The following is a 13,596-nucleotide window of genomic DNA, read 5'->3' as shown; positions in this document are numbered from 1 at the left end:
GGCTACAGGCGCGTCAGGTGGGCGGGGTCGGCCACGTCGGCCGCGTCGTGCGTGACCAGCAGCACCGGAATCTGCCGCGCCCGCACGGTGGCAAAGACAAACTCGCGCATGCGTTCGCGCAGGCCCGCGTCCAGCCGTGAGAACGGCTCGTCCAGCAGCAGCGCCTGGGGGCGCGCAAGCAGGGCGCGCATCAGCGAGACCCGCGCGCGCTGGCCGCCCGACAGCGTGGCCGGGTCCGCATCGGCCAGGCCGGGCAGCTCGAGATCGGCCAGCGCCTGGCGCACCTGGTCCTCGCGCTGCGCGCGGGGCCCGGGCGGCACGGCAAACAGCAGGTTCTCGCGCACCGTCATGTGGGCAAACAGCAGGTCGTCCTGGAACAGGATGCCGACGCGGCGCTGCTCGGTGGCCAGCGCGTCCAGCGCGCGGCCCTGCAGGTGCACGCTGCCCTCAAAGCTGAAGGCCGGCGCCAGCGTGCCGCACACGGCGGCCAGCAGGCTCGACTTGCCCGAGCCGCTGGCCCCCATGAGCGTGTGCACCACCCCGGCCGGAATGGCCAGGCGCAAACCGGTGATCAGCGCGTTGCCGCCAATCCGCAAGGCTGTCACGTCGATCTGCAGGGTCATGCCACGATCTTCGCAAATCGGCGTGGCCGGCCGGCCCAGGCGGCCAGTGCAAACACCACGGCCGGCAGCAGCCACTGCAGCCAGGCATAGGCCGCGGTGAGCGAGCGCTGGCCGCCGTTGGCCAGCGTCACGGCCTCGGTGGTGACGGTGTTGAAGCGCCCGGCGCCCACAAACAGCGTGGGCAGGTACTGGGCCACGCTCACCGCAAAGCCAACCGCGAAGGCGGCCAGCAGCGCCGCCTTGAGCAGCGGCCATTTGATGCGCAGCAGAAACGCCCCCCGGTGCCGGCCGAGTGACGCGGCCACCTGGCGGTAGCGCGCGTCAAAGCCCAGGTAGGCCGGGCTCAGCGCAATCAGCACATAGGGCACGGCCGCCAGGCTGTGGGCCAGCCACAGGCCGGGCCAGCGCGCGTCGATGCCCCAGGCCAGCGCGAGCCGGTGCAGGCCCACCACCCACAGCACCGAGGGCAGCAGCAGCGGCAGGTAGACCAGGCGCCTCAGCCGCGCGTCCCAGTGTGGGGGCGCGCATTCGAGCCAGGCCACGGACCAGGCCAGGGCGCTCAGGCTCGCGGCCAGGCCCAGCTGCACCGTGGTCCAGAGCGTGCCGGCGCTGCGGCCCACCGAGTGCCAGGCCTGCAGGCTCAGGGCCTCGGGCCACAGGCGCGGAAAGGGCCACACGCCGGCCACGCTGCCCACGGCCAGCGCGGCCATCACTGCCGTAGATCGCGCCAGCCGGGCCACGGCGGCCGCAGGCGCGGCCCGGGCGGGCGGCGGTCGCGCCGGCCGCTGGCCCAGCGCGCGCGCCGGTGCAGGGCCCGGCGCAGCGGCCACAGCGCGGCGGCCAGCAGGCCCACACAGGCCGCCAGCAGCCAGGCCGCGGCCGCGCCCTGGGCATTGAGGCGGGCGTCGGCATCGAGCAGCCATTGCCAGCACAGCACGGCCAGCGTGGGCGGCGAGGTGGGGCCGATCACCAGCGCCATGTCGACCACCGTGAGGCCGTAGGCCAGCACCGCCACCAGCGGGCCCCACAGGCGCGGCCACAGCTGGGGCCACAGCACGCGCCACCAGGCCGTGCGCGGCGCATAGCCCATGCTGCGGGCCTGCTCCAGTTCACGCTGCCAGCGGGTGGCCACATCGGCGCGCTGCAACTGGGTGGCCGCGGCCCAGAGCAGAAACGGCACCTCCTTGGCCACCAGCACCGCGATCAGGCCCAGGCCCCAGGGATCCTGCGTTGTGGGCCAGGGCGGCGGCGCCTCAAAGCCCGTGGCCCAGGGCGACAGCGCCCGCAGCAGCCAGCCGCTGGGCGCCACCAGAAAGGCCAGGCCAACGGCGAACGCCACGTGCGGCACCGCGAGCATGGGCGGCAGGGCCTTGACGGTGCGCTGCCAGAACGGGCCGGGAAAACTGTGCGACAGCAGCCAGGCGGCCAGGGCCACCGACAGCGCGGTGGCGCCCAGCCCGGTCCACAGGCTCATGGCGAGCGCGCGCGGCCATTGCGGATCGGCGGCCAGGGCCTGCCAGGCCGGCCCGTCCAACCCGGCCCTCAGCGCAGTGGCCGCGGCCCACAGCAGCGGCACGGCCACCAGCGCGGCCAGCCCGGCGGCGATGGCCGTGGACGCCGGGCGGCGCGGGCCAGCGGCCATGGGCTCACTGCCCGTAGCGGCGGGTCCACTCGCGCTCGAGCGGGTCCACCCAGCTGCCGTGCGGCTCCAGGATCACGGGCACCGTCTGCGTGAGCTGCCCGGGCAAGGGCTGGCTGCCAAAGCGGGCGCGCTCGGCCGCGGGCAGCTTGTCCAGCGCAAGCACGGTCGGGTCACCCCACACTGCAATATCGGCCTTGCGGGCCTGGGCTTCGGGCGACAGCATGAAGTTGATCAGCACCTGCGCACCCTCGCGGGCATTGGCGTTGAACGGGATCGCCAGGAAGTGGGTGTTGCCTATCGACCCCCCGGCCATTTGCCAGCTGTAGACCGTCTCGGCCTGGCGCCTGGCCACGATCTCGTTGGCGGCCTCGTTGGGGTTGAAGGTCAGGGCCACCAGCAGCTCGCCGTCGGCCATCATCTGGCGGATCGCGGCCGGGGACGCGGGAAACTGCTTGCCCGCGCGCCACAGCTGCGGGTGCAGCGCGTCCAGGTAGGCCCACAGCGGCGCGGCAGCCCTGGCCAGCGCCTCGGGCGTGACGGGCCGGTACAGCGCCGACCGGTCGCTGTTGAGCTCGACCAGCGCCTGCTTGAGGAAGGTGGTGCCCAGGAAGGCGGGTGGGCGCGGGTAGGTCAGCCGGCCGGGATGGGCCCTGGCAAAGGCCAGCAGCTCGGCCATGCTGCGCGGCGGCGTGGGCACGCGCTTGCGGTCGGCATAGAAGGTGAACTGCGCCATGCCCCAGGGCGCTTCCAGCCCTTCCACCGGTTCGGAAAAATCCATGCGGGTGGTGGGCTTGCCCGCCACATCCACGTACTGGAAGCTGGGCAGGCTTTCGGCGAACGGGCCAAACAGCAGGCCTTCGCGCTTCATGGTGAGGAAGTTCTCGCCATTGATCCAGATCGCGTCCACCGTGCCCCCCGTGAGCTTGCCCGCGGCTTTTTCGCTGCGTACGCGCTTCACGGCCTCGGCGGTGTCGGTGAGCTTGACATGCTCGACCTGCACGCCAAAGCGCTGGTTCACCTCGGCCGCCACCCACTGCAGGTAGGCGTTGGTGCGCTCGCTGCCGCCCCAGGCATTGAGAAACACCTTCTGGCCTCTGGCTCTGGCTTCAATGGCGGGCCAGGCGGTACCGGTCTGGGCCAGCAGCGGCGTGCTGGCGCCGGCGGCCAGCAGGGCCAGGGCCTGGCGGCGCGACAGGGAAAGGCGGGAGGTCATGGGCACGGGTTCCTTGGAGTGATGACGTGAGTCGGCGCCGGCCCCGCGTTCTTACGCGGGGCGTCAGGCCAGCAGTGCCTGCGCGAACTCACGCGCATTGAAGGTCTCGAGGTCCTCGAGCTTTTCGCCCACGCCGATGAAGTACACCGGTACGGGCCGCTCCTGCGAGATGGCGGCCAGCACGCCGCCCTTGGCCGTGCCGTCGAGCTTGGTCACGATCAACCCCGTGAGTTGCAGCGTGTCGTCGAAGGCCTTGACCTGGCTCAGCGCGTTCTGGCCCGTGTTGCCGTCGATCACCAGCAGGACCTCATGCGGGGCTGTGGCGTCGGCCTTGGTGACCACGCGCTTGATCTTGCGCAGCTCTTCCATCAGGTGCAGTTGCGTGGGCAGGCGCCCGGCGGTGTCCACCAGCACCACGTCCTTGCCACGCGCCTTGCCGGCCGTGACAGCATCGAAACTCACGGCCGCCGGGTCGCCGCCCTCCTGGCTCACGATCTCCACGGTGTTGCGGTCGGCCCAGACGCCCAGCTGCTCGCGCGCCGCGGCGCGGAAGGTGTCGGCCGCGGCCAGAAGCACCGAGGCGCCGTCGCCCGCGAGGTGGCGCGTCAGCTTGCCGATGGACGTGGTCTTGCCCGCGCCGTTGACGCCAGCCACCATGATCACCGTGGGCTGGTGCTCGCCAATGACCAGCTGCTTTTCCAGTGGCTTGAGCATGCGCGTCAGCGCCTCGATGAGCAGGTTGCGCACCTGCACCGGGTGCGTGGCGCCGGTGTCCTTGACGCGGCGCTTGACCTCGTCAAGCAGCTGTTGCGTGGCCTTGACGCCGGTGTCGGCCATCAGCAGCGCGGACTCCAGGTCTTCGTACAGCGCATCGTCGATGCGCGCGCCGCTGAACACCGAGGAGATGCTCGAGCCGGTCTTGCGCAGGCCGGCGCTGAGCCGGTCCAGCCAGCGCGCGCGCTCGGGGGGCGTGGCGGGTATTGCGGGGAGCTCGATCGGGGCCGTGAGCGCGCTGCCGATCAGGCTGGGGCCCTCGCCAGGTGGCAGTGCCGGTGGTTTGGCCGCCGCGGGCGCCGGCGTGGCGGGAGCAGGCGCGGCGGGCGGCGCAGCGACTTTTTTCCGGAAGAAACTGAACATTGAACGGCTTTTTAGAATCACACCATTCTATGAAACACCCCCTGCGGCGCCTGCGCGCCCCCATTTCACTCGCGCTGGCCCTGCTGGGACTGCCCCTGGCCACCCTCGCGGCCGACCCGCCCGCGCCGGCCCGCGTCGCGCAATTCACCCTTGGCAACGGCCTGACGGTGATCGTCAAGCCGGACCGCCGCGCGCCCACGGCGGTGCAGATGCTGTGGGTTCGCGTGGGTTCGTTTGATGAGGTGGACGGCACCAGCGGCGTTGCGCATGTGCTGGAGCACATGATGTTCAAGGGCACGCCCGAGGTGCCGGCCGGCCAGTTTTCGCGCCGTGTGGCGGCCCTGGGCGGGCGCGAGAACGCCTTCACCGGACGGGATTCCACGGGCTACTACCAGCAGATCCCGGCCGGGCGCCTGGAGGACGTGATGAAGCTCGAGGCCGACCGGTTTGCCCACAACCAGTGGCCCGACGAGGAGTTCCACAAGGAGATCGAGGTGGTCAAGGAAGAGCGCCGCATGCGCACCGAAGACCAGCCGCGCGCCCAGCTGTACGAGCAGCTCAATGCGGCGGCCTTCATGGCGTCTTCGTACCATCGCCCCGTGGTCGGCTGGATGAGCGACCTGGACGCCATGACGCCCGATGACGCGCGCGGCTTCTTCCGCCAGTGGTACACGCCCGCCAATGCCGCGCTGGTGGTGGCCGGCGATGTGGAGGTGGACGAGGTGCGCCGCCTGGCCGAAAAATACTACGGGCCGATTCCCGCGCGGGCCCTGCCTGCGCGCAAGCCGCGCACCGAGCCCGCGCAGGCGGGGCTGCGCCGCATCGAGTTCAAGGCCCCGGCCGAGCAGGCCTACCTGACCCTGGCTTTCAAGGTGCCGCAGATCACGGTGCTGGACAACTCGCCCGCGGTGGACGACGCGCTAGCGCTCACGGTGCTGGCCGCGGTGCTCGACGGATACCCCGGCGCCCGGCTCGAACGCGCGCTGACGCAGGGTCCGGACCGTCTGGCCGACAGCGCGGGCGCCTCCAACGGCCTGTGGGGCCGCGGCCCCCAGCTGTTCATGCTGGACGCGGTGCCCGCTCCCGGCAAGACCAGCGCGCAGGTGGAGGCCGCGCTGCGCGCCGAAGTGGCCCGCGTGGCGCGCGACGGCGTGACCGAGAGCGAACTCAGCCGCGTCAAGACCCAGTGGGTGGCTGGCGAGGTCTACAAGCTCGACTCCGTGATGAGCCAGGCCCGCGAGCTGGGCAGCTACTGGGTGCTGGGCCAGCCGCTGGATGCGGGTGAACAGCTGATCCAGCGCCTGCGTGCCGTGACCTCGGCGCAGGTGCAGGCGGTGGCCGGCCGGTATTTTGGCGACGACCAGCTCACCGTGGCCACCCTGCTGCCGCAGCCCGTGGACAAGAGCCGCAAACCCCGCACACCCCCATCGGGTTCGCGTCACTGATCCCCGGGAGCCTGACTTGACTTTTCAATTTGCTATCAAAAGTGCAGCGGTACGTGCCCTGCTGGCGGGGACTACAGCCCTTTTCCTTGCCCAACCGGCACTCGCGGCACTGGCCCTGCAGCACTGGAAGCTGCCCAGTGGCGCGGAAGTCTGGCTGGCTGAAAGCCCGGCCATTCCGATGCTGGACGTGCAGATCGACTTTGACGCCGGCAGCCGCCGCGACCCGCCGGCCCAGTCGGGGCTCGCCAGTGCGATGGCGGCCATGATGTCGCGCGGCATCCGCGCCGCCGATGGCCCGGGCGCCAGGGGTGACTACCCCGCGGCGCTTGACGAGAACCAGCTCAGCGAGGCCTGGGCCGACCTGGGCGCCTCGTTCGACGCCAGCACCGACAGCGACCGGCTGAGCTTCAGCCTGCGCTCGCTGACCTACCCCGACCTGCTGGCGCGGGCCACGCAACTGGCATCGCGCCAGATCGCCGCGCCGGCGTTCCCCGCCGACATCTGGCAGCGCGACCGCGAACGCATGGTGGCCTCGATCAAGGAGGCCAACACCCGGCCCGGCACCATCGCGGGCAAGGCCTTTGCCCAAGCCGTCTATGGCGATCACCCGTACGGACGGCAGACCACGGAGGAAACCCTGGCGCGCATCAGCGTGGCCGACATGCAGGCCCTGCACGAGCGCCATGTGCTGGCCTGCCGTGCCCATGTCATCCTGGTGGGCGCGGTGACCCGCGCGCAGGCCGAGACCCTGGTCAACACGCTGCTGTCGCGCCTGCCGGCCGGCAGCCCGCAGCGCTGCGCGCCCTTGCCGCCGGTGCCCGAGGTGGCGGCGCTTGCGGCACCCAGCGAGCAGCGCATCCCGTTTGAATCGGCACAGGCCCATGTGTTCATCGGCCAGCCCGGCATCAAGCGGGCCGACCCGGACTACTTTCCGCTCATCGTTGGCAACTACATCCTGGGCGGAGGGGGCTTTGTCTCGCGCCTGACCAACGAAGTGCGCGAGAAGCGCGGCCTGAGCTACAGCGTCTACAGCTACTTCGCCCCCGCGCGGCATGCGGGCGCCTTCACGCTGGGCCTGCAGACCCGGCCCGACCAGGCCGACCAGGCGGTGCAGGTGGCACGCGAGGTGCTGCGCCAGTTCGTGGCCGAAGGCCCGACCGAGGCCGAACTGCAGGCCGCCAAGGACAACCTGATCGGCGGCTTTGCGCTGCGCATCGACAGCAACCGCAAGCTGCTGGGCAACATCGCGGGCATCGCGTGGAACCAGCTGCCGCTCGATTATCTGGACACCTGGACGCAGCAGGTCAGCCGCGTCACGGTGGCCGACGTCAGGGCCGCGTTTGCGCGCACGCTGCAACCGCAGCGCATGGCCACGGTGATCGTGGGGGCCAGGCACTGAGCCCCCCGCTTTCGTGATGCACTGGACAAGTTGCAAACCAGAGTGTGAAAAGGTGTAACGCCTGCATCGTTTTTCTTGCCGAAGTCGTAGGTTGGGCGTAAACAATTGGCAGGAACTCCGTATGTCGATACTCAAAAGTCTTTTTGCAAGCAAGGAAGGTGCGTCCCGGCCCCCGTCGGGGCCTGAGACCGGGCCTGTGAAAATGAATCTCGAGGAGCGCATGGCGTTTCGCCGCGAGATGCTTTACGAGGCCATCAAGGTCACCATGCAGGCCCACGGCGTGTTGTCGGCAAGCTACAAGTTCCGGGTGGTGCGCAACGACAAGCGCGGCCACCAGTACTCGGTGATGATCGACCTCAACACCGACTTCCTGCACAACCGCGAAGGCCAGCCCGAGCACCTTGTGGCCGTGGGGGCCGCCATCACCAAGAACGCCATGACGCGCTATGGCGTGGTGGTGGCCGGCGTGTACTGGCGCGTCAATGACGAAATGCAGGGCTTTGACCGCAACCGGGCGGGCCACAGTGTGCCGGCGTCGCTGCCGCCTGAACTCTCGCAGCGCCAGAAATACGAGCGCGCCACCGCCGACGAGCTCGCGGCCTTCGAGGCCGCGTGGCAGAAGGGCCAGGAACTGCACGTGGGCGATCGCCTGTATTCGTCCGACCTCGCGCCGCTGACCGGCGACTCCAGTTCGGGCGACAGCCGCTGAACCGACGGGCCGCGGCGCCGGTTAAGCTCGGCGCCATGAGCAAAGCAGCCCCGGCACGTGCGCACCCCGAAGGCGGTGCCCGTCACGACATCCGCATCATCGGTGGCCAGTGGAAGCGCACCCGTCTTGCGGTCGCCGACAAGCCCGGCCTGCGCCCCACGCCTGACCGCGTGCGCGAGACCCTGTTCAACTGGCTCGGCCAGGACCTCACGGGCTGGCGCTGCGTGGATGCGTTCGCGGGCACCGGTGCGCTGGGCTTTGAGGCAGCCTCGCGCGGCGCGGCCAGCGTGCTGATGCTGGAGCACGACGCCGGCCTCGTGGCCCAGTTGCGCAAGGTGCAGGACCGGCTCGCGGCGCATGCCGTGAAAGTACAGCGCGGTGACGGGGTGGCGGGGCTGAAGGCGCAGGCGGCGGGTTCGGCGGACCTGGTGCTGCTGGACCCGCCCTTTGACCGTGATCTTTTCAGCGCGGCGCTGCAGGCCGGCGTGCACGCGCTGGCGGGCGACGGGCAGATCTACCTGGAGGCGCCCATGGCCTGGGACGATGCCGCGTTGCAGCCACTGGGCCTGTGCGTGCGGCGCCATCTCAAGGCGGGCGCGGTGCACGCGCACCTGTTACATCGCATTGCATAATGCATTGCAGCAAATGCATGAATCTGCGGTTCGCCGCGCCTGGCACAGGAGAGCCTGATGGTCCATAACGTCATTGCCGTCTACCCCGGCACCTTCGACCCGATCACCCTGGGGCACGAGGATGTGGTGCGGCGTGCGACGCAGTTGTTCGACCGCGTGATCGTGGCGGTGGCCGCGGGCCACCACAAGAAGGCGATGTTCACCCTGCAGGAGCGCATCGAGATGGCGCGCGAGGCGGTCAAGCCCTTTCCCAAGGTGGAGGTCGAGAGCTTCTCGGGCCTGCTGCGTGATTTCGTGGTGGCGCGCGGCGGCAAGGCCATGATCCGCGGCCTGCGCGCCGTGACCGACTTTGATTACGAGTTCCAGCTGGCCGGCATGAACCGCAGCCTGATGCCCGATGTGGAGACGGTGTTCCTCACGCCGAGCGACAAGTTCCAGTTCATCAGCAGCACCTTCGTGCGCGAGATCGCCGTGCTGGGCGGCGAGGTCGACAAGTTCGTCTCGCCGCTGGTGCAGGACCGGCTGGCCGAGAAAGTGCGCAGCCTCGGGCGCGACTGACGCTCAGGCCACGCGCGCGAGCCAGTCCCGCAGGCGGGCATTCACCAGGTCCGGCCGCTCCATGGTGAGCATGTGGCCGCAGCGGGGCACCTCGACATACTCGGCCCCCGGCACCAGCGATGCAATTTCGCGGGAGCATTCGGGCGGGGTCAGCTGGTCGGCCTCACCGCACATCACCAGCACCGGGCAGCGCAGCCGGGGCAGGTGAGGGCGCGCGTCGAGCCGGTCCATGATGGCCCGGTTCTGGCGGATCAGCCGCTCGCCGCCGGCGGCCAGCACAAAGTCCAGATACCCCTGTACCAGCGCCGGGTTGGCGGCCTGCGCCGGATGGAAGGCCAGCGCCACATTGGGCTCGATCACCTCGCGCACCCGTCCCTGATCAAACAACGCAATGGCGGCCTCGCGCAGGGCCCGCATGTCCGGGGTCTCGGGCCGCGCATTGGTGCCCAGCAGGGCCAGCGCCTGGATGCGCTGGGGCGCCTGGCGTGCCATTTCCATGGCGATGATGCCGCCCATTGAGGCGCCGCACAGGATCAGCGGGCCGGGGTGCGCGGCCAACAGCGCCGCGGCCATGTCGCCCATGCTGGCTTCGTTCTGGTGGGCCTGGGCCACACGGGGTTGCCAGGGGTCGGCCAGCGCCGCGGTCTGGTCGCGCCACATGGTGGCATCGGCCGCGAGGCCGGGAATCAGGAGCAGTTCAGCCATGCGCGGGATTCTGCCATGCCACCTGGATTGCTATTAATTGAATAGCGTGAAGTGCAAGCTGCATGCGCTCTACAGGCCTGAATGCGCGTGAAGAATTGGAGAAAACCGGGGTCTGCGGGATAATCGGTCGATGACCGAACTGATCCTGATCCGCCATGGCGAAACCGACTGGAACCGCGAGCTGCGCTTCCAGGGCCAGGTGGATGTGCCTCTCAATGCCACCGGTCATGAACAGGCGCGGCGCCTGGCCCGGCGCCTGGCCGGCACCCCGGTGCAGCAGCTCTACCAGAGCGACCTGCAGCGCACGCGCGAAACGGCCGAACCCGTGGCCCGGCAACTGGTGCTCACGGGTGTGAATGAGGTGGCGCTGCGCGAGCAGCACTTTGGGCGCGTGGACGGCATGCGCGTGGGCGACATCCAGCAGCAATACCCCGAGGACTGGGCCAGCTGGCTGACCTTCAACGAGCACTATGCGATACCCGGCGGCGAGACCACGCGGCAGTTCCATGCCCGCGTGATGGAAGCGGTGCGGCGCATCGTCGCGTCCCACCCGCAGCAGACCGTGCTGGTGGTGACCCACGGCGGCGTGCTCGACATGATCTACCGCACGGCGCGCGCGCTCGGGCTCAACGGCCCGCGCCAGAGCGAGATTCCGAATGCGGGGCTGAACCGGGTGCGCTTTGAGGGCGATGCAATCCACATCCTTGACTGGGCCGACACCCGGCACCTGGCCGACCTGCCGCCGCAGCCGGTCTACGACCAGGCCAAGGTGGCCGCGACGGCTCAGCCCAGCGCCGAGCTCAACCCCAGTTCGGCGTAGACGCTGGCGGCCTGGCGCCGCAGCCGTTGTGACTCGGGCTGGCCGCGCAGCTGCGGTTGCAGCACCTGCTGGGCGGCGCTGAGCTGGCCGTTGCGGATCAGGGCGTCAAGATGCACCTGCGCAAACAGGTCGCGCTGGGCGTGGCTGCCGCCAATCTCGGCCATGCGGGGCAGGGCTTGGCCCAGTGCGTCCACGGCTGTGGACCAGTCACCGCGCGCATGCGCCAGCAAGCCGCGGCTGGCGGGCACGGCCACGCGCTGCCAGGCCGCCTGGGCATGGGTGGGCGCCCGCGATGCATGCATTTCGATCTGGCGCATCAGGCGATCGGCCTCGGGCCGCTGCGCGCGCGCCAGCCCGTAGAGGTATTGCATGTCCAGAAACGGCAGCACCTGGTCGTGCACGCGGGGCGCGAGGTAGCGACCCAGGTCAAGCCAGCGGTCGCCCACGTCCACACCCGCGAGTTCGAGCCGCGCCAGCAAGGAGACGGCGTTGATCTGGTCCTGCGAATATTCCTTGACCACGCCCCACACCTGGCGGTCGTACAGCGCGAGGACTTCGTCATGCGCGCCGAGCTCCAGCGCAAACAGGGCCTGGTGCCACCAGTTGTGGGTGACCATGAAGGAGTTGAGCCCGCTCCAGGTGTCGCTCATGTCGGCCATGAAGGCATGGCCTTCGCGCAGCCGGCCCTGGGTGAGCATCACGTGGGCCAGGGCGTGGTGGGCCCAGGGCTCCTTGCGGCACAGGTCAATGGCGTGGCGCGCGGCAGCCTCGGCCTGCTCCAGCAGGTGGCACTGCTCCCAGGCAAACGCCAGCATGCCATGCAGGTAGGGCACGTCGGCGGCGGCGGGCCGGGCCGCCAGCGCCATGCGCAGCATGCCCGGTGAATCGCCCTGGTTGAACAGGTGGTAGTGCCCGAGCTTGAGCGAGACCAGGTCGCGGGGAAACTCGCGCACCTGTTCCTCGTGCAGCGCAATCGCGCGCGGCACATCACCATCGGCCCAGGCCCGGATGGCGGCCACGAAGCGCTGTTCGCGCGGCGTGCCTTTCAGGGGCGAGGCCTGCGCGCGCTCGATGAAAGGGCGGGCATTGGCGGCCGCGTCGGCGGACTCGGCGAACAGGTGCAACGCCGCGCCACAGGCCTGCACGATGGGGCTGTGGTCGGTGGCGGTCGCGTCCAGCAGGTTGACCGCACGCGCCTCGCTGGCAATGAAGCCTTCGACGAAATCGTTGACCGCGGCCAGGCTGTCCGCGTGCTGCAGCGTGACCGGATTGCCGAGGCTGTCAGTCAGCATGGTCCAGCGCGGCCGATGGCGGCTCGGGCCAGGGACGCTGGGGGTCGCGAATCAGCTCGAAGGCCCGCGACACCTGCAGCACGCCCAGGTCGTCAAAGCGCGCGCCGGTGATCTGCAGGCCGATGGGCAGGCCCGCCTGGGTGTAGCCGCAATTGATCGAGGCCGACGGCTGCTCCGACATGTTGAACGGCACGGTGAAGCCGATGTGTTCCAGCGGGCGAAGCGGGTCGTTGGTGGGCGACGGCAGTTCGGCCGCGAACGCGGGGACCGGTGCAGTGGGCGAGATCACGTAGTCAAACGCGCTGCAGGCCTTCACCGCGGCCAGCCGGGTCAGATGAAACTGGTTGAACGCCCTGAAAACATCCTCGCCGCTCATGCCGGCCGCGCTGTCACCCCATTGCTGGATATAGGGCAGCACACCGGCTTTGCGCGCGGGCGGCAGGGCCCGCATGTCCAGAAAGGAGCGCATGCGCCAGAAGTGGTCCATGCCATCAAGCATGGCCTGCGTCATGAACGGCGGCATGGGCGTGACGATGGCGCCTGCGCGCTCGAACAGGCGGGCGGCCTGCACAACCGCGGCGCGGACCTCGGGCTCCACGGCCAGGCCGCAGCCGGCCTCCAGCAGCAGGCCGATGCGCAGGCCGCGCAGTTTGTCGGTGCCCTGGTCAAAGTCATGCCAGGCAATGTCCTGCCAGGGCAGGCTCATGGTGTCACGCGTGTCGGGCTGCGAGAGCACGGGCATCAACGCGGCCGAATCGGCCACGCTGCGCGTCATGGGGCCGGCAGCGCGCCCCATGTAGGGCGGGTCGATCGGGATGCGGCCCAGGCTGGGCTTGAGGCTGAAAATGCCGCACCAGCCCGCTGGCAGCCGCAGGGAGCCGCCGATGTCGGTGCCCAGGTGCAGCGGGCCATAGCCCGCGGCCGCGGCCGCCCCGGCCCCGGCACTCGAGCCACCGGGGGTCTTGGACAGATCCCAGGGGTTGCGCGCCAGCTTGTGAAAGCTCGACAGGCCCGACGACAGCATGCCGTAGTCGGGCATGGTGGTTTTGCTCACCATGACCGCGCCGGCTTCACGCAGCCGCGCGGCGGGTGGCGCATCGGCCGGCATGGGGGCCAGGTCGGTGGCCGTGGTGCCCAGCGGCATGGGGTCGCCCGCCGTGGCCAGGTTGTCCTTGAGCGTGACGGGGACGCCGTCCAGCGGGCCCAGGGGTTCGCCCTTGAGCCAGCGGGCCTCGGACGCGCGGGCCTGGGCCAGCGCCAGTTCGGGCCGCAGCAGCCAGGTGGCGCACAGGTGGGGTTCCCAGCGCGCGATATGGCCCAGTACCGACTGGGTCACCTCGACGGGAGAACACTCGCCACGCCGGTAGGCGTCGGCAAGTGCGGCGGCGGACAGTTCGTGCAGTGCGGTCAAGACGCAGTCG

At 70.1% G+C, this 13,596-nt stretch carries 14 protein-coding genes; 6 read left to right on the top strand and 8 right to left on the bottom strand.

The genetic code is table 11. The annotated features are described in order from the left end of the window. Positions 1-2: 2 nt before the first annotated feature. The 5 genes from KF796_19885 to ftsY form a co-directional block, all read right to left on the bottom strand. Positions 3-623, bottom strand: a complete 621-nt coding sequence (locus KF796_19885) for an ATP-binding cassette domain-containing protein (GenBank protein ID MBX3588898.1) — start codon at positions 621-623, stop codon at positions 3-5. Further along, entirely contained in the window at positions 620-1,333 is a 714-nt protein-coding gene (locus KF796_19880) for a hypothetical protein (protein MBX3588897.1), read from the bottom strand. The genes KF796_19885 and KF796_19880 overlap by 4 nt, the downstream gene beginning before the upstream one ends. Next, complete coding sequence (locus KF796_19875) at positions 1,333-2,265, bottom strand: hypothetical protein (GenBank protein ID MBX3588896.1); 933 nt, start codon at positions 2,263-2,265, stop codon at positions 1,333-1,335. Before KF796_19875 ends, KF796_19880 begins: the two co-directional genes overlap by 1 nt. A gap of 4 nt (positions 2,266-2,269) precedes the next feature. Continuing rightward, positions 2,270-3,478 carry an ABC transporter substrate-binding protein gene (locus KF796_19870; GenBank protein ID MBX3588895.1) on the bottom strand — a complete coding sequence of 403 codons (1,209 nt, stop codon included), beginning with the start codon at positions 3,476-3,478 and terminating at the stop codon, positions 2,270-2,272. Positions 3,479-3,541: 63 nt separating this feature from the next. Next, on the bottom strand, positions 3,542-4,615 hold the full coding sequence (ftsY, locus tag KF796_19865; GenBank protein ID MBX3588894.1) for a signal recognition particle-docking protein FtsY: 1,074 nt from the start codon (positions 4,613-4,615) through the stop codon (positions 3,542-3,544). Between the two features lie 29 nt (positions 4,616-4,644). Between ftsY and KF796_19860 the strand changes: the two genes are divergently transcribed. The 5 genes from KF796_19860 (at position 4,645) to coaD (ending at position 9,358) form a co-directional block, all read left to right on the top strand. Further along, positions 4,645-6,060, top strand: coding sequence for an insulinase family protein (locus KF796_19860; protein ID MBX3588893.1), 1,416 nt, complete (start codon positions 4,645-4,647; stop codon positions 6,058-6,060). 16 nt (positions 6,061-6,076) lie between these two features. Further along, the gene (locus KF796_19855) at positions 6,077-7,459 is read left to right on the top strand and encodes an insulinase family protein (protein ID MBX3588892.1); all 1,383 of its coding nucleotides are present in this window, start codon (positions 6,077-6,079) and stop codon (positions 7,457-7,459) included. 121 nt (positions 7,460-7,580) lie between these two features. Further along, positions 7,581-8,168, top strand: coding sequence for a hypothetical protein (locus KF796_19850; protein MBX3588891.1), 588 nt, complete (start codon positions 7,581-7,583; stop codon positions 8,166-8,168). A gap of 35 nt (positions 8,169-8,203) precedes the next feature. Beyond that, positions 8,204-8,800: a 16S rRNA (guanine(966)-N(2))-methyltransferase RsmD gene (gene rsmD / locus KF796_19845; GenBank protein ID MBX3588890.1), complete on the top strand. Its 597-nt coding sequence runs from the start codon at positions 8,204-8,206 to the stop codon at positions 8,798-8,800. 57 nt (positions 8,801-8,857) lie between these two features. Further along, on the top strand, positions 8,858-9,358 hold the full coding sequence (gene coaD / locus KF796_19840) for a pantetheine-phosphate adenylyltransferase (GenBank protein ID MBX3588889.1): 501 nt from the start codon (positions 8,858-8,860) through the stop codon (positions 9,356-9,358). Positions 9,359-9,361: 3 nt separating this feature from the next. On the opposite strand, the gene KF796_19835 is transcribed toward coaD, so the two are convergent. Then, entirely contained in the window at positions 9,362-10,063 is a 702-nt protein-coding gene (locus KF796_19835; GenBank protein ID MBX3588888.1) for an alpha/beta fold hydrolase, read from the bottom strand. 130 nt (positions 10,064-10,193) lie between these two features. On the opposite strand from KF796_19835, the gene KF796_19830 reads away from it, so the two are divergent. Continuing rightward, positions 10,194-10,883, top strand: a complete 690-nt coding sequence (locus tag KF796_19830; GenBank protein ID MBX3588887.1) for a histidine phosphatase family protein — start codon at positions 10,194-10,196, stop codon at positions 10,881-10,883. Here the strand turns inward: KF796_19830 and KF796_19825 are convergent. After that, positions 10,847-12,175 carry a tetratricopeptide repeat protein gene (locus tag KF796_19825; protein MBX3588886.1) on the bottom strand — a complete coding sequence of 443 codons (1,329 nt, stop codon included), beginning with the start codon at positions 12,173-12,175 and terminating at the stop codon, positions 10,847-10,849. The two genes, KF796_19830 and KF796_19825, sit on opposite strands and share 37 nt — an antisense overlap. Further along, positions 12,165-13,586: an amidase gene (locus tag KF796_19820; protein MBX3588885.1), complete on the bottom strand. Its 1,422-nt coding sequence runs from the start codon at positions 13,584-13,586 to the stop codon at positions 12,165-12,167. The genes KF796_19825 and KF796_19820 overlap by 11 nt, the downstream gene beginning before the upstream one ends. Between the last annotated feature and the right edge of the window lie 10 nt (positions 13,587-13,596).

The sequence above is a fragment of the Ramlibacter sp. genome, from assembly GCA_019635435.1.
GTDB lineage: Bacteria > Pseudomonadota > Gammaproteobacteria > Burkholderiales > Burkholderiaceae_C > JAHBZM01.
The sequence above is the reverse complement of the archived record's forward strand: the minus strand, read 5'-3'. Positions and strand labels throughout refer to the sequence as shown.